This window comes from Argonema antarcticum A004/B2 (genome assembly GCF_023333585.1).
Lineage (GTDB): Bacteria > Cyanobacteriota > Cyanobacteriia > Cyanobacteriales > Aerosakkonemataceae > Argonema > Argonema antarcticum.
Genome location: NZ_JAIQZN010000008.1, coordinates 1 through 19807, shown reverse-complemented (window position 1 = coordinate 19807; position 19807 = coordinate 1). Strand labels below are relative to the sequence as shown.

Below are 19807 nucleotides of genomic sequence, written 5' to 3'. Positions count from 1 at the left end.
TGCGATCGCGCTATGCGTTAAATGCAAAACCAAGTTACGATCGCCCCAAATGTCTAAAACTTTTATAAAGCATTTCTACTTTCTCCCAATAGCCAAGTATTCTTAACACTGGTTTGCTTGAGAATGCGTCAAGACTTTGGGGCGACTCAAGAACTTGAGCTTATTATCCCCCGATACTAAGAAACTGGCATAACTCAGCATATTTAGATATTTCGATGGGGTGAAAGACATGAAACGAGTAGCAATTAACGGGTTTGGACGAATTGGACGGGCTTTTATGCGGATAGCGCATCAAAACCCGGATGTGGAAGTCGTCGCCCTCAACGATGTGGCATTAAAACCCGACTTAGCAGCATACCTATTGCAGTATGACTCGATCTACGGTCGTTTCCCCGGCGAGGAAGTAACTCCCGGCGAAAAAGGTCTTAAAATTGGCGATCGCGAAATCCCTCTTTTGGCAGAAAGAGACCCCGCCGCCCTGCCCTGGAAAGACATGGGAATTGATGTCGTAATTGAGTCTACCGGCGTCTTTCGCAGCGCCGACAAAGCTGGTTTGCACGTGCAAGCTGGTGCCAAAAAAGTGATTATCAGTGCGCCTGCTAAGGGCGAAGCAGTCCCCACCTTCGTATTTGGCGTCAATCACGAAAAATACAATAAAGAGCGCGATGATGTCATCTCAGCGGCTTCCTGTACCACCAATTGCTTATCGCCTCTAGCCAAAATCCTCAACGATGAATTTGGCATCGATAAAGGTTGGATGACTACAATACACGCCTACACCGCCGACCAGCGTTTGGTAGATATGGGACATCCCGAAGAGTGGGCACGCGGACGCGCTGCCGCTCAGAACATTGTACCAACTACAACGGGTGCAGCTACAGCAGTTGGGTTGGTTTTACCGGAACTCAAAGGGCGTCTCGATGGTATCGCCTTGCGCGTACCTACCCCCACAGGTTCTGTTACCGACTTGAATGCGTTATTGCGAAAATCGGTAACGGCAGAGGAAGTTAACGACGCCTTCCGCAAGTATGCCACCAATTCGATGAAAGCAATTCTCAAAGTGAGCGATTTGCCTTTGGTTTCTACCGACTGCGTAGGCGATCCTCACTCCGCAATTGTGAATTTGCGATCGACTAGCGTACTTGATGGCAATTTTGTCAAAGTTCTCGCTTATTACGACAACGAGTGGGGTTATTCCAACCGCCTGGTAGATTTGACAATCTACATCTAGAACCTTAGAAACCCGGTTTCTCCAAGAAACCGGGTTTCTGTAGACTGTTATATTGTATTTTAATAGACTATTTGGGGCGCGGTTTTCGCAGCGTTAGCGTTCGTTTTGAGTAGGGTGCGTCAGACAGACAGCTTAACATTATAGGAAAAACTTGAATATCTGACGCACCCTACGATATGGGATTTAAATGCACAACAGCTTCTGGCTTTTTTCAGCATGGAACCAGCGCATCTTTACGACCGAGAACGCTTAAATCTTCTTCATCCAATTCTACGGGTGTGCCGCTGCGAATCAGTTCTACAAAGTCTTCGTTGGGAACCATAAAACACAGGGCGTACAAGCGCCCTGAACCTGTATTTTTAAGTTCGTGAGTTCCTGTTGGCGGTACTAATATGCTGTCTCCGGCACCAATAGAAACTGTTTTGCCATCGCAGGTTGCCAGTCCTTCTCCTTTGAGGATAAAAAACAATTCTACGGCCAGATTATGACGATTGGGAGGAGTTTTACCCCCAGCATCAAAAATTTCGACGCACAAAGTTAACGATACGTTAGCACTTGTGGGATCGAATACGATCGCTAACCGATTGCTGTCCTGGGGACTGATGCGAAAAGCTTGATAATCTCTGGGAGACTTGGCGATCGGAATCATGCAGCGATTAATCATTTTTCCTTTTTCCTTTGTTATTTGGTAGTGATATCGTCAAATTGTCTGTTGTCATCGTTGGTTAAATTTTTACCGCAGATGTAGGCGCTTCGCCTGACCGTAGGGTAGACAGATAAACGCAGATAAACGCAGATAAGAATAATCACACGAGTTTTTGAGGTGACCGATGTGTAAGGACATGATATGATTATTTGTTTTTACTGCTGTGGGTTCAATCCAAAATCTAAAATCGAATGAGTAATTGCCTTTAAGATAGCTTGCGAATCTGTAACAAAACCAAAACATTGCTTAACGTTATAAAGGGTGGCTTGCCAGCAATACTCTGGGGAAGTAGTGGCGGTGCAATCTTTGACTAAAATACAGTCATAACCCAGGAAGTTAGCATCTTGCAATGTAGCCATTACGCACTGATCGGCATTCACTCCTCCAAAGAATAGAGTAGTTTTTCCCAGGTTTCGCAGGATGCTATCTAAAGTAGTATCCCAAAAACCGCTCATTCTGTATTTATTAACACGGATATCTTCAGGTTTTTGTTCTAATTCATCTACTACTGCCGCCGCCCAACTTCCCGCCATCAGGACTTTGGCACCATTGGCAGGCAAAGGATCGCCCAAACCAACGCTCGAGCCTGTAGGATTGTAAACGTGGCGCAATCCAGCGCTGATATTCAGTAAATCGGGACGGTTTCCCCAGTTAAGCCAAATTACAGTCACATTGGCTTTTCGCAATTCTGGTAGTAGTGTGTTGAGGGGATTGATGGGAGTCTGTGCCGGTGTCACGTCTATGCCAATATGCGCTAGCCAACCATCTGGATGACAGAAGTCATTTTGCATATCAATTACTAATATGGCTGCTTTTGCCAAATCCAGACGTAGCTTTTTGGTTTCTGTTGGTAGTATTATGGATTGAGGTTCGAGGGGCGGTCGGGTGATATCTGCTACTTCCGCATCAACTGCCCAAGCATTTGGGGGTATGCCCAAGGTACGTAGGGGTTTCATCATAGTTTTGAATTTTGAGTTTTGAGTTACAGTTCTGTTGTAGTTCAAAATGGAATTAGACTTAATATGTTTAATACTACTTTTTTGTCCCAAACTCGGAAAACTTTCTAAATTCTTAATTTACAGGGGAATTCGGTGACTTTTACCCTCCAGCAAGCTCTAATTCCGGTCGATCGCGGTTACGCAACCGTTGATGTGCAAGTAGTAGGCGATCGCATTGCCGCTATTGACCCCAATCTCAATGCGATCGGCATTCCTGTCGATTGTAACAACAAACTCCTCCTCCCCGGTTTCGTCAACGGGCACACCCACTCGTCGGAGATGTGGCAGCGCGGCGTGATTCCCCCGGTTCCGCTAGAATTGTGGCTGGCGGAACTCTACGACTTTGTACCTCTGGAACTGGAACAAATTTATCTGACTGCTTTAGGTACGGCTGTAGAAACTTTGCTGTCTGGAGGCACAAGTGTTGTCGATCACTTGGTTTTGATTCCGGGTAAAGAAATCGAAACTATTGCTACTGCTGTTCGCGCTTACAAAGAAGTCGGTATCCGCGCTTTTATCGCCCCTCTGATTCAGGATGAATCTCTCACATCTGGCATTCCCAGCGGCGATACAAAACAGGAACACGAAGCTTATATTCGCTCGACAAACGCCACTCTGCAATTAATAGAAGAGGCTGTAAATAAGTTTCACAAACCAGAAGAAGGCGTGTATATTTTGGTTGCGCCGACGGGAATTCAACTGTGTTCTGATGCTTTGTTTGAAGGCGTTACAGAATTGAGCGATCGCTACAATCTCTGTCGTCATTCTCACTTGCTGGAAACCAAAGCCCAAGTGTTGCTGGCTCAAGAAAAATACGGATGTAGCGCAGTTGAACATCTCCAGCGTATCGGTTATCTTAGTCCCCGCACTTCTTTAGCCCACTGCGTGCATTTGACCGATGCAGATATTGCTATTTTGGTAGAAACTCAATCCACCGTTGTACATAATCCTCTCAGTAACCTGCGTTTGGGTAGCGGCATTGCTCCTATTTTGAAATATCTGCAAGCGGGAGTCAATGTGTCTTTTGGTTGCGATGGTTCTGCTAGTAACGATTCGCAAGATTTGCTGGAAGCTATCAAGATTGGTTCGATTTTGCACAACGTCACGGATTTAGATTATCACCACTGGATCGGGCCGCGTCAATCGGTGGAAATGGCATCTTTGGGCGGTGCTAAAGGATTGAATGTGGCGGATGAACTTGGTTCGCTGACTGTGGGTAAAAAGGCCGATATGGTACTTTACGATCTTAAGAGTTTGTCGCTGTTGCCGCGCACCGACCCGATTGGTTTGCTAATATTGGGTCGTCCCACTCAGGCGGTTGATAGTGTTTGGGTAAATGGCAAAAGAGTTGTTGCAAATGGGCAAGTGACAACTATCGATGTAGATAACTTAAGAAAGGAATTGTTCGATCGCAGTCAGTGGGCTAATAATCGCCAGTCTAAAACACTGGGCGAAGTAGAAGATCGTTATCGCACTGTGATGGGATTGCAAGCGCGATCGGCCCAAGGTTATTCTTAGTTAAAATGAGGATCTACCTCAGACTAGAGGCAGATCCTCTTACAGAGCATTCCCAGCCTAAGTCCGGTCACGAGAAAACAAGGATCGAATATGAATAGAGAACAAAGACGAAAAGCGGCAAAAAATAAAGGTAAAAATAGTCAAAGTGTTTTTAGGCAAAACAATAATTTGCGATCGGATGCCCTTTCTGATGCGCTGTCACTTCACAAAAGCGGACAGTTGGCGCAAGCACAAATTGTTTACGAACAAATACTTCAGTCGGAACCTAAAAATCCCAAGGCATTAAATGGTTTGGGTCTACTTAAGGCGCAAAATGGGGATCTAAAAGGCGCAATTCCTCTAATTTCTGCGGCTGTAAGTGTTGAACCCAACAATGCTGGCTATTTGAATAATTTGGGCAGCGTCTACATATCGGCAAGGCGCACAGAGGAAGCTATTAAATGTTATAAAAATGCTTTAGAAATTAATCCTAACTTTGCAGATACACACTTTAATTTGGGTATTTTACTAACAGAAGAAGACCTGGTAGAAGATGCGATCGCATCCTTCAAACTAGCAGTAACGGCGAATCCCCGGCATCCACGCGCTCATGTAGCGCTCGGTCATTTGTTAAAGGAAATTGGTTTGCTGGATGATGCGATCGCTTCTTATCAAAAAGGTCTATCGATTGTGCCGGATTTCTTTGAAGCACTGACATCTCTGGGTATGCTATATTACCGGAAAGGCGATCTTAGATCGGCACAGTCAGCCTATCAGCAAGCTTTGGAAATCGATCCTTACTCTACAGAAGCTCTTGCCAATATTGGTGCAGTCTTCTACGAACAGGGTAGAATTGATGTTGCGGTTGCCTGTTATCGCGAAGTTGCTAAATTAGCACCTGAGAACCCCGATCCTCATATTAATCTCGGTATTATTTTGAGTCAACAAGGGCACAATGAGGAGGCGGTAGAATGTTACAATCTAGCTTTAAAACTAGAGCCTAAATCGCTCAAAGCAATGTCTCGTTTAGGCCAAATATTCGCTAATAAATCTCAGTGGAACGAAGCAATCAAACTTTATCAAAACAAATTCAAGTTAGATGGAGATGCGGTAGATTTTGGTGTTAATATGGGAATTGCTTTGCGAGAAACGGGTGATTTAGAGGGAGCGATCGCACACTTTCAACTAGCCCGCGAAAGTGACCAAAAAAATGTTAAAGTTTATGCCCATCTTGGTTTAGCACTTCAAGAAGTGGAAAAAATCGATGAGGCTGCGGATATTTTTGATTACTCAGCGCTGCTGGCCAAATACCCATTTACTAAAGTGGCACAATGGGATAATATAACTGCTTACAATGCTGACCTAAAAAAGTATATTTATAATCATCCGACTTTACTAAAAGATCGGATTGGCAAACCCATAAACAAAGGGCGTCAGACTTACGAGATATTTACCGATAATGCACCTGTAATTACGACCTTATGCGATATGGTAAATATCCACATAAGGGATTATTTAAACAGTTGTGCAGTTAATGCCAAAAATGACTTTTTCTCTGAACCGCCATCAGCATGGAAACTCAGCGGTTGGGCTGTTGTACTTGAGTCAGAAGGATTTCAAACCTCTCATATTCACCCGGAAAGTTTTGTCAGTGGCGTTTATTATATCCAAATTCCAGATACTGTGAAGCAGAACAATAATGGGGAAGGATATTTGAATTTCGGCAATCTATTCCCCAAGGTAGTGGAAACGGAAGAAATAGAAAAATATACAATTAAACCAGAAGAAGGGTTGCTGGTACTCTTCCCATCCTACTTCTGGCATTCAACCATTCCCTTTACTGGAAATAGCGATCGCATTTGTATTTCCTTCAACGTCATACCGCGCTAAACCGATCTGACATCGAGCCATACCTACTTATTGCACCAAGGAACTTTACCTATGACTTCTGAAAAAAACAACCCAGAAAAATCGCCACTAACCTTAGAAGAAAATGAGAAAAGCCCAATTCGCACAGCTGCTGAAGAAGGATTTACACCAGAAGAGGAGAAAGAATTGTTGGAAAAGTGCGAAAAATTGATCGAAGAGTTTGACGAGGAGATGGAAAAAGGGGATAATACAACTGATTTGCCAACAGCCTCATATCGTCTGTATCCAGAATAAAACTCGTAGGGTGGGCAATGCCTACCTTATGGCTAGGGGCTAGGGGCTAGGGGCTAGGGGCTAGGGAAGAGGGAAGAGGGAAGAGGGAAGAGGGAAGAGGGAAGAGGGAAGAGGGGGATGGAAAGACCAGAGGTAAAAGTTGGAGTTGTCCTAACACGGGCGGTTGCTAGAAATTGCTAATATTTATTTTCCAGAACTATGGATATCAACATTCCCGATGTGGTAGCTGAAGTGACAGCAGCATTTCAGCGTTACGAAAAAGCTTTGATTGACAATGACATCGCCGTACTAGACGAACTATTTTGGCAAAGTCCGCAGACAGTACGCTTTGGCGTGGGAGAAAATCTGTACGGTTATGATGCGATCGCGACTTTTCGCAGCAACCGATCGGCTGCTAATTTAGAAAGGGTACTGATAAACACAGTCATCACCACTTACGGACGAGATTTTGCCACAGTAAATACAGAATTTAAGCGCCCACCATCCTCAGATAGGATCGGACGCCAAAGTCAAACCTGGATGCGAACCGAAAAAGGTTGGCGCGTTGTTAGCGCCCATGTGTCATTATTAATCGGTGATGGGTAATTGGGAAAAAGGTAATTGTTCGCCAGTTTTCTGGTATTATTTACTTTGCAACAACCACTGGGTTTAGAGTTTATTGTTATTGGCAATACTTATGACATACGCTGTTGGCATCGACTTAGGAACGACGAATTCAGTTGTGTCTATCTTTCGCCGAGGAGTTGTAGAAACTATAGCTATTGACGGTCGTTCTACCATGCCTTCTGTGGTTTCCTGGCGCGACGATGGCAGTGTGTTGGTAGGTCAAGCGGCAAAATCGAGGTTGTTGCTAGACCCGGAAAACACGATCGCATCGGCAAAGCGTTTCATGGGAGACCGCAACAAATTCTATCGCATCGGCGGCAAATTCCTGTCTCCCTTAGATATCAGTAGCATGGTGCTGAAGATCCTTGTGGAAGGTACGCGCAAAGCACTTGGTGAAGATATCCGCGACGCCGTGATTACGGTTCCCGCCTATTTTACTGAGGCGCAACGGGAAGATACCAAACGTGCTGGTGAAGAGGCGGGACTGAACGTACTTCGTCTGATTCCCGAACCCACCGCAGCTGCGATCGCCTACGGTCTTGACAAAAACAAAGACCAGACTATCATGGTATACGATCTTGGTGGCGGTACATTTGATGTCTCAATTTTGCTTGTGCAAGGCAATCGCTTCGAGGTGAAAGCGGTAGGCGGAGACAGTCACTTGGGTGGCGACGACTTCGATCGAGCGATCGTAAATTGGGCAAGTCAAACATTTCAAGAACAGACAGGCATTGACTTACAAAACGATCCTAGTCGAGAAGGAACGATCGCACGACAACGCCTCAAAGAAGCCGCAGAAAATGCCAAAATTGAACTTTCAATCAGCGATCGGGCCACGATCGCCATTCCTGACTGTTTGGGTTATCCCCTAGAACTGGAAATTTCTGTATCTGAGTACAACAATTTAATTGCGCCGCTATTGCGACGCACAGTTGATTGCATGAAGTCGGTTTTGCAAGACGCCCTTTTGAAACCGCAAGATATCGATCGCGTGATTCTCGTAGGTGGTTCTACCAAAAATCGCGCCGTCCGGGAAATTGTTGCTAAAGAAATCAAAGAACCTTACACTAGCGATCGCGTAGACGAAGTAGTTGCACACGGTGCTGCGATCGCAGCCGCTAACCTTTCCTTACCAGATCTAGTTCCCCTCGATGTGCTAGATGTAACCGCACATTCACTGGGCGTATCCATGCTCAATAAGCAGGATGAGCTAGTTTTCAAGCCAATTATTCCCCGTCAAACCGCCTATCCCTGCCGACGCGGTATTATCGGTTACACAAATCGCGCCCTCCAAAACGAGATAGACATACCCGTATTTCGCGGCGAAAACAACGACCCCAAATTCAACGAATGCCTGGGTTTGCTTTCCCTGCCTGTATCACCGCCGCATTCTGAAATTGTACCTGTCGCCGCTATTTTCGATCTTGATGCTGATGGCATCATTCACTTTACAGCAGTGCAGTTGCCAGCCATATCGCAAAGCTTATCTATTATAGAGAAAGCCAGAAAAAATCAAGGCGTTGTAGACTTAACTGCCGTGGATTCTTTAGTCGAAAACGGCGAAGCTTACACGAAAGTGGCGAGAATTATGAATAGATAATGGTCAGTTGTCAGTTGTCAGTTGTCAGTGGTCAGTTGTCAGTTGTCAGTTGTCAGTTGTCAGTGGTCAGTTGTCAGTTGTCAGTTGTCAGTGGTCAGTTGTCAGTTGTCAGTGGTCAGTTGTCAGTTGTCAGTTGTCAATCCCCAATCCCCAATCCCCAATCCCCAATCCCCAATCCCCAATCCCCAATCCCCACTCCCCCACTCTCCATTTTCCCATTTAAAAAATGACTATAATTCCCAAACATAGCCCTTATATTGTCGGAATCGATCTAGGAACATCCAACTCAGCGATCGCAGTTTTTATCAAAGGACAAACTGACGTTATCCCAATTGACGGAAATAAAACACTTCCATCTGTATTAAGCGTGCGTGTTGATGGTGAAATATTAGTTGGAAAAGCAGCACGCAACCGTTTAATAATCGACCCAGAAAATACCGTTGCCTCCATCAAGCGCGAGATGGGAGGAAATTGGAAAAAAGAATTTAAAAGTTTACCGGGAAAAATCTACACCCCTACAGATGTCACTGCTGAGATTTTATCGAAATTGGTTAACGGTGCCCAACAGACAGGGACAGTAGATTTGCTTGGCACTCCCCGCTATGCAGTTATCTGTATTCCCGCTAACTTCGACGACACCCAGAAAACTGCCACCCTAGAAGCGGGTAAATTGGCTAATTTGGATGTTCTCTATTTATTAGAGGAACCAGTAGCAGCTGCGATCGCTTATGCTATAGAAAAAGACCGCGACCAAACTATTTTAGTTTACGACTTAGGTGGCGGCACTTTCGATGTCTCCATTCTCCAGGTAGATTCAACTAAAGATCGTCGCGCCGAGTTCAAAATCTTAGCTAAAGAAGGCATTCCCAAACTTGGTGGAGACGACTTCGATCGCAAAATCATGGAAATTGCTGCCCACAAATTCCAAGAAATATCAAAAATCGATATTCTCGACCTCAAGAAAGATTTCGGAATTTCACTAAAAGCTTTGCGCGAAGCACAACAAAAGCTTAGAGATGCGGCGGAGACTGCTAAATGGGAACTGACAGAATCTAAAACTGCCCAAATCGCCATTCCTAACTTAATTAAAGATGAATCCGGTCATGTTCACAATCTGGATATCGAGATCGGACGCAGTGAATTCAACGACGCCATACGCGAACTCATTTTGTCATCAAAAAACGCCGTACAAACAGCGTTAGATAATGCGAAACTAACTATAGAAAATATCTCTCGCATCATTTTAGTAGGCGGGTCTACTAAAGTCCCGCTGGCGCAAGAAATGCTGACCGAAATGTTTGGCAAACCACCATATTCTGACACCGATCCAGACACAGTTGTAGCGCGTGGTGCCGCCATATTTGCCGCTATGTTGAACGTGCAGTCAGATGTCGATATAGGGACAACCGGAGTGACCCCACCCGTACTCGCGATCGCAAACATCGTCACCCATTTCCTGGGTATTGCCACCCAAGGAGGTAAGTTCAGTTGCTTAATAGAAAAAGGGCGCGAAATTCCATCTAATACACCCATAGCAGCGAGCAAAGAGTTTACCACCTCGCGAGACGACATGACAGAATTACGAATTTCTGTTTATCAGTCAGATAGGTTAGCAGAGTTTGTTGATACCGAAAGCGTAAATTGTATTGGCGAATTTTTCCTAAGCGGAATTCCGCCCAAACCGCGAGGAGAAGAACGGATAAAAGTAACTTTTGAAATCGATCGCCAGAATTTACTGAAAGTGAAAGCAAGCAGTTCTAGTTCTGTAGGTGAATTAAAAATAAAAAAGTTATAAAAAAATGAGTGGTAAAAAGGTAAGAAGAATCATAAATAAAAATCAAAGCATCAGAAGCCCCAGAAAAAAATCTGGCGATCGCGATTTGGCTTTGAACAGGCAGTTGCAGTCAGTCGATCGCCGGGTTTCCGAATTAGAAAACCTAGCTAGTAAAATGCTACAAGCGTTGCAGCAGATAGAAAATCGCCTCGCTGTTATTGAAGGAGAAAAAAATCACACATCCCCCATCGTTGCGACAAAATCGGCGGCTCAAATAGACTTAGTTGCTCAATTAGTCGAGTCTGATCGAGTAAATTGCCAAACTGATCGGCAGCAACTTAATAGCTACTACGCTCAAGCGCAACATTGGGCCGATCGTGGTAAAATGCTCTTTGATGCGATCGCCACTACGTTGCAACTTAGCGAAAACAAACTATTTCCTGAATGTCAGAAAGTGAAACAAGAATTACCTCTGGCGGTGCAGGAAAAACTACAAGAAAGAGATAAAGGTTTAGAAATTATTAGTAGAATGCTAGGGCGACTTCTCGAACCGGCACGAGAACTAAACGAAACTGAAACGCCAAAGCGACAGCTACCAAGCGCAAGCGAACAAGAATTGAGCGATATTTTTACAGCAGAGGGAACAAATGAGGAGTCGGCACGCCAAATTATTGACAAAAAACTCAAAGAGATTGGAAATCAACGTTACAAGTACATTGCAGAAATGCGAGAATTAGCAGAAAGACGCCGCCAACGCTGGCTAAACTTTGTAGAAAAGAAAGTGCTGCCAATCCTTGATGGAATCGAAAACGGACAGCGCTATTCTCAACCGCTGGTTAATCAGTTGAAAGATGAATATCCTAATTTAACAATAAAACTGGATATTTGGTTCCAAACTTACATTAATTTGCGGGTAAGTCTCATCCAAGCGCTAGAACAAGTCCAAGTTTATCCTATGCAAGTTAAAATAAAAATGCCAATTGATTACACGCTTCACGAACCATTCGATGTCCAGCCTGACGAGCGATTGCCGAATGAATACATAAAAGAAATCATTCGTCAAGGATACGAATACTCAGCGCCAGATCGTTCCGATCTGCGAGTGCTGCGTCCTGCTCAAGTAGTTGTCGTCAAGAATTAAAATGGGGAAATGTAAATTCCTTTCATCCAAAATACAAAATTGATATATGTTTGTTGATAACGATTTGAATCCGGTTCTGGGAATTGATTTAGGGACTACCTTTAGTGCGATCGCACGCTGGGACGGTAAAGGGCCAAGAATTTATCAAACTCGCACAGGCGACGATACCCTGCAATCCGTTGTTTACGTCGATCCGAAAACAAACGAGCTTCTAGTGGGGAAAGTTGCCTTCAGGAGAGGTCTGATTTACCCAGAAAATATGGCATTTGGGATCAAACGCTATATGGATGACGCCGATCAAAAAATTATCATTGGCGATCGCGCATTTTCACCGATTGAGTTATCTGCCAAAATATTAGAGCGCTTATATAAAGATGTGGCCGATAAATGTCCTGTAAATCTTTTTCAAAGTCGCGGTACAGTTGTCACTGTTCCCTACTATTTTAAAGCTCACCAATGCGAAAATACCCGCAAAGCAGCCGAAATCGCTAACATTAACTGTATCGGGTTAATCCAAGAACCAATTGCAGCTTCTCTTTCCTACGCTTGGCAACTGGTGCAAGCTTGTCCAGAAAAAGAGTTTGCAGAAAATATCCTGGTATTTGACCTTGGTGGCGGTACTTTTGACCTAACTTTATTTCGGTTGGAACAGTCCCAGTCAAAGCTGCTTTTTGAAGTGCTGGCTACGGGTGGCGACGACAGACTTGGCGGTATGGATTTCGATGAATGTTTGTTGGAATTTTTGCTAAAAAAATCCGGTCTGACTCTCAACAATTTATCTCCTTTGGAAGCACGCAAGGCGAGACAGAAAATATTGGAGCAAGTTATAGAGGCAAAGCACACTTTAAGTTCTACCCAACTAGAATATGTTACCGTTACTGATGTTATTCCAGGAAAACATATAGATACAACTGTAACGCGCTCGGAATTTGAGGCTTGCATTCAGTCTTACATAGATAAGATCGATCGCACGATCGATAAACTGTGGATAACAGCTAATATGCAGCCGTCGCAAGTCGATCGCGTCATTCTCGTCGGCGGTTCCAGCAAAATCCCGCGTCTAAAATCCTTAGTAAGCGACCTCATCACTGCCCAAAAAGTGTATGATAATACCAACCCCTGGTTGTGTGTGGCAGAGGGTGCAGCTATATACGCAGCTTACTTGGATAATCGGGAAGTTTTTGGTCGCGACATCGAAATTCGCACACGCACCAGTCACGCTCTCGGCGTCGAAATCAAAGACAAAGAATTCTACCCGTTGATAGCGGCTAATCGCAAAACACCTTGCCAACAAATTCAGATTTTCGGCACCACTGCTGACGATCAAGCTTCCCTGGATATTCATGTTTACCAAGGTTGCGATCGCTTGGTGGAAAACAACACTTTGATTGGTACAATTAGTATTGCCGATCTGCCAAAGCGACGTAAAGGAGAACTGGATATATGGGTGACATTTAATGTCAACGAAGCACAAATGTTGTCAGTTACTGTCCAGGTAGAAGGGTTGCGGAAGGCTGCTAACCTTAAGTTTGCTTAAACTGTGCTACCTTGGATATGTGCCAGTGCATCTCCTAGTAATTACTTAAGTCAAGAACATAGTGTAATTACTTAGACTTTTCTTTAATTTGAAGTTTTGATAAATTTTTTCAGCATCTCGGATCGGGATTGCGGAAAATCCTGTCTTCATACTGATGAAAATACATTGTTATTGAGCCGAGAATTACTCGGTAAAAGGTTTCCCTATGTCAAACAACATTAATGCCAGCACCCAGCCAAATGCCATTGTTTTCATTGACTCCACAGTTCCTGACTACCAGAGTCTTGTTGCTGGGGTTAAACCTGGAACTGATGTAATTATTATCTACCCTACGGGGGATGAAGTCAATCAAATTACTCAATATATAACTTCTCGCAATGAAATAAATACGATTCATATCGTCTCGCACGGCAGTCCCGGTAGCTTGCAACTGGGTAGCAGCACCCTCAATTCGGGCAATCTCCACACATACGGTTCTCAGTTGCAGCAGTGGCGGAATTCCTTAACAGATGATGCCGATATCCTTCTTTATGGTTGCGACGTGGCAGCAGGAGAAGAGGGGATCGCCTTCGTGCAACGATTAAGCGAGTTGACGGGTGCAGATATTGCGGCTTCCCATAACTTAACGGGTAACGCAGCACTGGGCGGTGACTGGAATTTGCAAGTTACCACCGGAAAGATTAAAGCACCATTGGCGTTTGTGGCGAGTGCGATCGCATCCTATCAAGGAATTTTAGCCACTTTCGATGTCAATGCTGGTGATGCTACCGGGCTGATTAATGCGATTACCAATGCCAATGATGAAGTTACTAACCCTGGTACTGACACCATTAACTTATTGGGCGGCACTTACACCCTGACATCCGCCCAACATATAGATGGCGATTGGGGAAACACGGGTTTGCCAGTAATTATCACTCCAATTATCATCAACGGCAACAATTCGGTCATCAATGGCAATAATTCCGACTATCGGATATTGAGGGTTAATACTGGAGGCAACCTCACACTCAATGATGTAACTCTCACGAATGCAAGAATCACCAAGGTCAGCGCTAGCTTCGGAGGTGATGCTGCTGCCTTTCTCAACGACGGCGGCACGGTAACTATTCAAAACAGCACCATTTCTGGCAACAATGCTTATGACGATGGGGGTGGCATTGTAAACTTCAATGGCACGATGACCATTTCCAACTCCACTATCAGCGGCAACAAAGCTTCTGGTAGTGGCAGTGAAGGCGGCGGCGGTATTGAAAATCAGGGAGGCACGCTCAACCTGACTAACAGCACCGTTAGCGGTAACACATCGGGAGGTGATGGTGGTGGTGGTATTCGTAACCGTGCTAGCGGCACTTTGAATATCACTAATAGCACGATCGCTTTTAACACTACTAACAATACTGGCGGTGGGATTTACAATCAGCTTGGCAGCACTACCGTCAAAAACTCGATCGCGATTGGAAATACTGCTAGCATTAGCAACGCCGATGTTTCGGGAACCTTTACCAGCAATAATGCCAACATAATTGGGGCTGTTGGCAGCAGTACCGGGTTTGGCAGCGATATTACAGGTGTAGCTGCCGCCAGCGTAATTAATACCACCCTAGCTATTAACGGCGGCCCGACTAAAACTCACGCTTTAGTTACTGGCAGTAAGGCCATCGATGCAGCTAACGCCGCCGATGCACCCACCACCGACCAAAGGGGAATGCCTCGGCCCAGCGACGGGGATATAAACGGCACCGCAATTGCTGACATCGGTGCTTATGAAGTCGATGTCAATAAAGCGCCAGTTTTAACTGCGGGAACGTCAACTCTACCAACTATTAACGAAGACGAAACTCTTGCCAGCAACACCGGAATGCTGGTTTCCGACCTAATTGCTGGTTTAGCCACCGACGATAACAGCGACCCGTTGGGAATTGCCGTCACCGGAGTGGATAACACCAACGGCGCTTGGCAATTCTCCACAGATGGCACAACTTGGACACCCTTCGGCGCGGTTTCCGATAGCAGCGCCACAATCTTGGGTTGGACATCACTCTACAGCGGCTTTGTCACTGGTACACCCAATAGCCAAGGCTGGTTCCAATTTGGCACTTCTCCTCCTTTTGGCACTCAAACTGCTAGTGGTAACTTGACCAACTTGGTAACTAATTTTTCATCGGCTGCTGGCTACAGCAATTACCAAGCCTTTTCGCCAACTTTAGTCAATGCAGCTTTTCCCATTCTCGATCGCACTAAAGGCTTTACCGTTCGTTTCGATGGCAAACTCAACAGCGAATATCACTCCAGCGATGATAACAGCGACGGACTGATAGACCGTTCTGGTTTGAGCTTGATCGCAGTTAGCAGCGATAACACTAAAGCGATCGAACTTAGCTTTTGGCCGGACGAAATATGGATCAAGAATGATGGCCCGAATGTAACGCCCGTTCCCAACCCCACTAGAACTCTTTTCACTCACAGCACCACAGAACGCGCTTTTCAGTCAACCACTTCCCTGACTCGCTACGAACTCTCAGTTTTAAACAATAATTACACCCTCAAATCCAATGGCACGCCAATTCTCAGCGGTGCATTGCGCGACTATCGGGCCTTCGACTCCGCTGGTGCAGGTTTACCCTACGATCCCTACGAACAGCCAAACTTCTTATTCTTCGGCGATAATACCAGTTCTGCATCGGGTAACTTCGACTTCAAACGCATCGCACTTCAGACAGATACCAGAATTCGCTTCCTTCCCAACACCGACTACAACGGCACAGTCAATCCCGGCATCACTTTCCGCGCTTGGGATACCACCAACGGCCTCAAAAACGGCCAAACAGGGGTGAACGCCTCCGTCAATGGCGGACAAACCGCTTTCAGCAGCACCACTACGACTGCCAGCATCACTATCAACCCCATCAACGACGCGCCGCAGTTCACGAAAGGCAGCGATGTGGCGGTAAATGAGGATGCAGGTGTACAAGCGATCGCAACCTGGGCCACCAATATTCTCCCCGGCCCAGCGACGGCAACAGACGAAACCAGCCAAATTCTAACGTTTACTCCCACCATCACTGGGACAACTGGCGGTTTGACCTTTACATCCGCACCGGCTATTGACCCCACTACTGGCAAACTCACCTTTGAAACCGCACCGAACAGCAACGGTACAGCTACCGTCCAGGTGGTACTCACCGACAACGGCAGCAACATCGCACCGAACGTCAACACCAGCGCCGCGCAAACCTTCACTATCACCGTCAACCCCATCAACGACGCGCCGCAGTTCACCAAAGGCAGCGATGTGGCGGTAAATGAGGATGCAGGTGTACAAGCGATCGCAACCTGGGCAACCAATATTCTCCCCGGCCCAGCTACCGCGATCGACGAAACCAGCCAAATTCTAACGTTTACTCCCACCATCACCGGGACAACTGGCGGTTTGACCTTTACATCCGCACCGGCTATTGACCCGACTACTGGCAAACTCACCTTTGAAACCGCACCGAACAGCAGCGGTACAGCTACCGTCTCTGTGGTACTCACCGACAACGGCAGCAACATCGCACCGAACGTCAACACCAGCGCCGCGCAAACCTTCACTATCACCGTCAACCCCGTCAACGATGCGCCAGATCTAACTGTTCCCAGCAGTCAAACCGTCAATCAAGACACGAATTTAGTCATTGGGGGTATTAGCATTGCCGATGTGGATGCGGGTACTGGTGCTGTAAAAGTTACTGTATCTGCGACTAGCGGAGTCCTGACTTTAAGTTCGACAACCGGACTCACCTTTACCACAGGCGACGGCACAACCGACCCCACCATAACGTTTAGTGGCAAGCTTGCTGATATCAATACTGCTTTAAGCAATCTCACGTATAAAGGTAATACCAACTTTAACGGTACTGACAGTATTAATATCTCCGTAGATGACCAAGGGAATACTGGGAGTGGTGGGAGTAAGACGGATAATGATGCGATCGCGATTAACGTCACCGGAATCCCCGCGCCAGCAGGTTCAGTACTGGTTAACGAAGTCGTCACCGATCCGCAACAAGACTGGAGTACCAACAACTTCAACGGTACTTCCGGCGCAGGCACAATCAGTCAGGGAGTAGACGAATGGGTAGAACTCTACATCGCCAAAGATGGTTTAAACCTAACTAATTGGAAAATCGAACTTCTTGACGGCAGCGATGTCATCGGCGACCTCAGCAACAACGTTGTCACTAGAGCCTTTCAGGTACAAAATTATATCAGTGCAGGCGGCGGTAGCTTTACCAGCACCAAAGCTGGTGACTACTTTGTGTTGGGAAATGTCGCCAGTGGCGGTCAGATGAGTAACAACATCTCGATCGTGCTGAAAGATCACACTGGTGCTGTTATTGACCAAGTGCAGTTGGGTGGTGGCGGCGCACCTAACGGTGCTGCGAGTGCGATCGGAGATCAAGCAGTAGCGAGAGTTCCCAACGCTACAGACACCAACAACGACGCCAGCGACTTCCGCAAACAAGCAACAACCCTTGGTGCTAACAACAACATCCCAGAAATCCAAGTTTTAGAAACTGCTACCAATATTCCCGACAACACAGGTAGCGTCAATTTCGGCACCACTCCTCTGGGTACTGCAATTACCAAAACCTTCACCATCAAAAACACAGGTTTTAACGATTTAACCCTCAATTCCATTTCCCCAATAGGTACTGGTTTCAGCTTAGCGAGTCCCTTCGGCAGCACCACAATTGCCGCCGGTAACTCTACCACCTTTGAAGTTCAACTCGACGCCGCCAATGCAGGCACCTTCAACGGAACTATATCCTTTGGCAACAACGACGCCGACGAAAATCCCTTCAATTTCGATATCAGCGGCGTAGTACAAGCGCCAGAAGTTTCCATTACTCCCGGCACAAATCCGAACGAAGAGGGTGTTACAAATGGCACATTAAATGTTAAACTGAGTACCCCAGCGCCAACTGGCGGTTTAACCATCAACTTCACTCCCTCCGGTACAGCCAACAATCCCGCCGACTATAGTTTTACAGCCGGTACGAATGTTGATACGATTGCGATCGGCAGTATTGTTATTTCAGCCGGAAAAGATACCGCCACTATTAATGTCGTTCCCGTTGATGATAATCTAATCGACCCTGGGGAAACGGTGGATCTCACCCTCACCAACGGCACAAACTACACCGTCAGCGCCACAAATAACAACGCCAGTCTGACAATCATCGACAACGACAGCAGCATCCAATTCTCCCAAGCAAACTATCAAGTATCGGAAGATGGCACAGTAGTTGGTGTCGCCATAACTTTAAACCGAACCGGAGTCACCACAGGCACATCTGATATAGATGTACAACTTGCTAATGGCACAGCAACAGGCGGCACAGATTTCACCGCCACCACACAAACCATCAACTTTGCCGCCAACGAAACCACAAAAACAGTTGTGGTTCCCATCAGCGAAGACAGTTTAGTAGAAGGGAACGAAAACCTCACCCTCACCTTAGCTAATCCCAGTGCAAATACAGCAATAGGAACGCAAAATACTGCCACATTAGAAATCATCGACAACGACAGCAGCATCCAATTCTCCCAAGCAAACTATCAAGTCAATGAAGATGGCACAATTGTTGGTATCGCCATAACTTTAAACCGAACCGGAGTCACCACAGGCACATCTAATATAGATGTACAACTTGCTAACGGTACAGCAACAGGCGGCACAGATTTCAACAACAGTACTATTCCGATTATCTTTGCCGCCAACGAAACTAGCAAAACCGTTGTTGTTCCCATCACCGAAGACAGTTTAGTAGAAGGGAACGAAAATCTCACCCTCACCTTAGCTAATCCCAGTGCAAATACAGCAATAGGAACGCAAAATACTGCCACATTAGAAATCATCGACAACGACAGCAGCATCCAATTCTCCCAAGCAAACTATCAAGTCAATGAAGATGGCACAATTGTTGGTATCGCCATAACTTTAAACCGAACTGGCGTCACCACAGGCACATCTAATATAGATGTACAACTCAGTAACGGTACAGCAACAGGCGGCACAGATTTCACCAACACCACTCAAAATATTATCTTCGCCGCCAACGAAACCAGCAAAACCGTTGTTGTTCCCATCACAGAAGATATTTTAGTAGAAGGGAACGAAAATCTTACCCTCACCTTAGCAAATGCTAGTGCTAATACAATTATTGGTACTCAAAACACCGCCACATTAGACATCATCGACAACGACAGCAGCATTCAATTTTCCCAAGCAAGTTATCAAGTCAATGAAGATGGCACAGTTGTAGGAGTCGCGGTAACTTTAAACCGAACTGGCGTCACCACAGGCACATCTAATATAGATGTACAACTCAGTAACGGTACAGCAACAGGCGGCACAGATTTTACCGCCACCACTCAAAATATTATCTTTGCCGCCAACGAAACCACAAAAACAGTTGTGGTTCCCATCAGCGAAGACAGTTTAGTAGAAGGGAACGAAAACCTCACCCTCACCTTAGCTAATCCCAGTGCAAATACAGCAATAGGAA

13 protein-coding genes are annotated in these 19807 nt (G+C 45.8%); 11 read left to right on the top strand and 2 right to left on the bottom strand.

The annotated features are described in order from the left end of the window. The first annotated feature begins 229 nt into the window (after positions 1-229). Positions 230-1231 carry a type I glyceraldehyde-3-phosphate dehydrogenase gene (gene gap, locus LAY57_RS05210; protein WP_249065251.1) on the top strand — a complete coding sequence of 334 codons (1002 nt, stop codon included), beginning with the start codon at positions 230-232 and terminating at the stop codon, positions 1229-1231. Positions 1232-1442: 211 nt separating this feature from the next. Here the strand turns inward: gap and LAY57_RS05205 are convergent, their stop codons facing one another. Beyond that, positions 1443-1895, bottom strand: coding sequence for a cupin domain-containing protein (locus LAY57_RS05205; protein WP_249065250.1), 453 nt, complete (start codon positions 1893-1895; stop codon positions 1443-1445). Between the two features lie 197 nt (positions 1896-2092). After that, complete coding sequence (locus LAY57_RS05200) at positions 2093-2896, bottom strand: cysteine hydrolase family protein (protein WP_420839065.1); 804 nt, start codon at positions 2894-2896, stop codon at positions 2093-2095. Positions 2897-3028: 132 nt separating this feature from the next. On the opposite strand from LAY57_RS05200, the gene LAY57_RS05195 reads away from it, so the two are divergent. The 10 genes from LAY57_RS05195 to LAY57_RS05150 form a co-directional block, all read left to right on the top strand. Continuing rightward, on the top strand, positions 3029-4453 hold the full coding sequence (locus LAY57_RS05195) for an amidohydrolase (protein ID WP_249065249.1): 1425 nt from the start codon (positions 3029-3031) through the stop codon (positions 4451-4453). Positions 4454-4543: 90 nt separating this feature from the next. Then, the gene (locus LAY57_RS05190) at positions 4544-6322 is read left to right on the top strand and encodes a tetratricopeptide repeat protein (RefSeq protein WP_249065247.1); all 1779 of its coding nucleotides are present in this window, start codon (positions 4544-4546) and stop codon (positions 6320-6322) included. A gap of 51 nt (positions 6323-6373) precedes the next feature. Further along, positions 6374-6595 carry a hypothetical protein gene (locus LAY57_RS05185; RefSeq protein WP_249065245.1) on the top strand — a complete coding sequence of 74 codons (222 nt, stop codon included), beginning with the start codon at positions 6374-6376 and terminating at the stop codon, positions 6593-6595. 198 nt (positions 6596-6793) lie between these two features. Next, positions 6794-7180 (top strand): oxalurate catabolism protein HpxZ, encoded by a 387-nt coding sequence (gene hpxZ / locus LAY57_RS05180; RefSeq protein WP_249065244.1) that lies wholly within the window; start codon positions 6794-6796, stop codon positions 7178-7180. A gap of 91 nt (positions 7181-7271) precedes the next feature. Beyond that, positions 7272-8801, top strand: a complete 1530-nt coding sequence (locus tag LAY57_RS05175) for an Hsp70 family protein (RefSeq protein ID WP_249065241.1) — start codon at positions 7272-7274, stop codon at positions 8799-8801. A gap of 7 nt (positions 8802-8808) precedes the next feature. Continuing rightward, positions 8809-9024 (top strand): hypothetical protein, encoded by a 216-nt coding sequence (locus tag LAY57_RS05170; protein WP_249065240.1) that lies wholly within the window; start codon positions 8809-8811, stop codon positions 9022-9024. A 3-nt stretch (positions 9025-9027) separates the two neighbouring features. After that, positions 9028-10596, top strand: coding sequence for an Hsp70 family protein (locus LAY57_RS05165; RefSeq protein WP_249065239.1), 1569 nt, complete (start codon positions 9028-9030; stop codon positions 10594-10596). A gap of 4 nt (positions 10597-10600) precedes the next feature. Further along, positions 10601-11716 carry a nucleotide exchange factor GrpE gene (gene grpE / locus LAY57_RS05160; RefSeq protein ID WP_249065238.1) on the top strand — a complete coding sequence of 372 codons (1116 nt, stop codon included), beginning with the start codon at positions 10601-10603 and terminating at the stop codon, positions 11714-11716. 46 nt (positions 11717-11762) lie between these two features. After that, entirely contained in the window at positions 11763-13253 is a 1491-nt protein-coding gene (locus LAY57_RS05155) for an Hsp70 family protein (RefSeq protein WP_249065237.1), read from the top strand. Between the two features lie 205 nt (positions 13254-13458). Continuing rightward, positions 13459-19807 (top strand): Calx-beta domain-containing protein (locus tag LAY57_RS05150; protein WP_249065236.1); only part of this gene is annotated, 6349 nt, incomplete at its 3' end.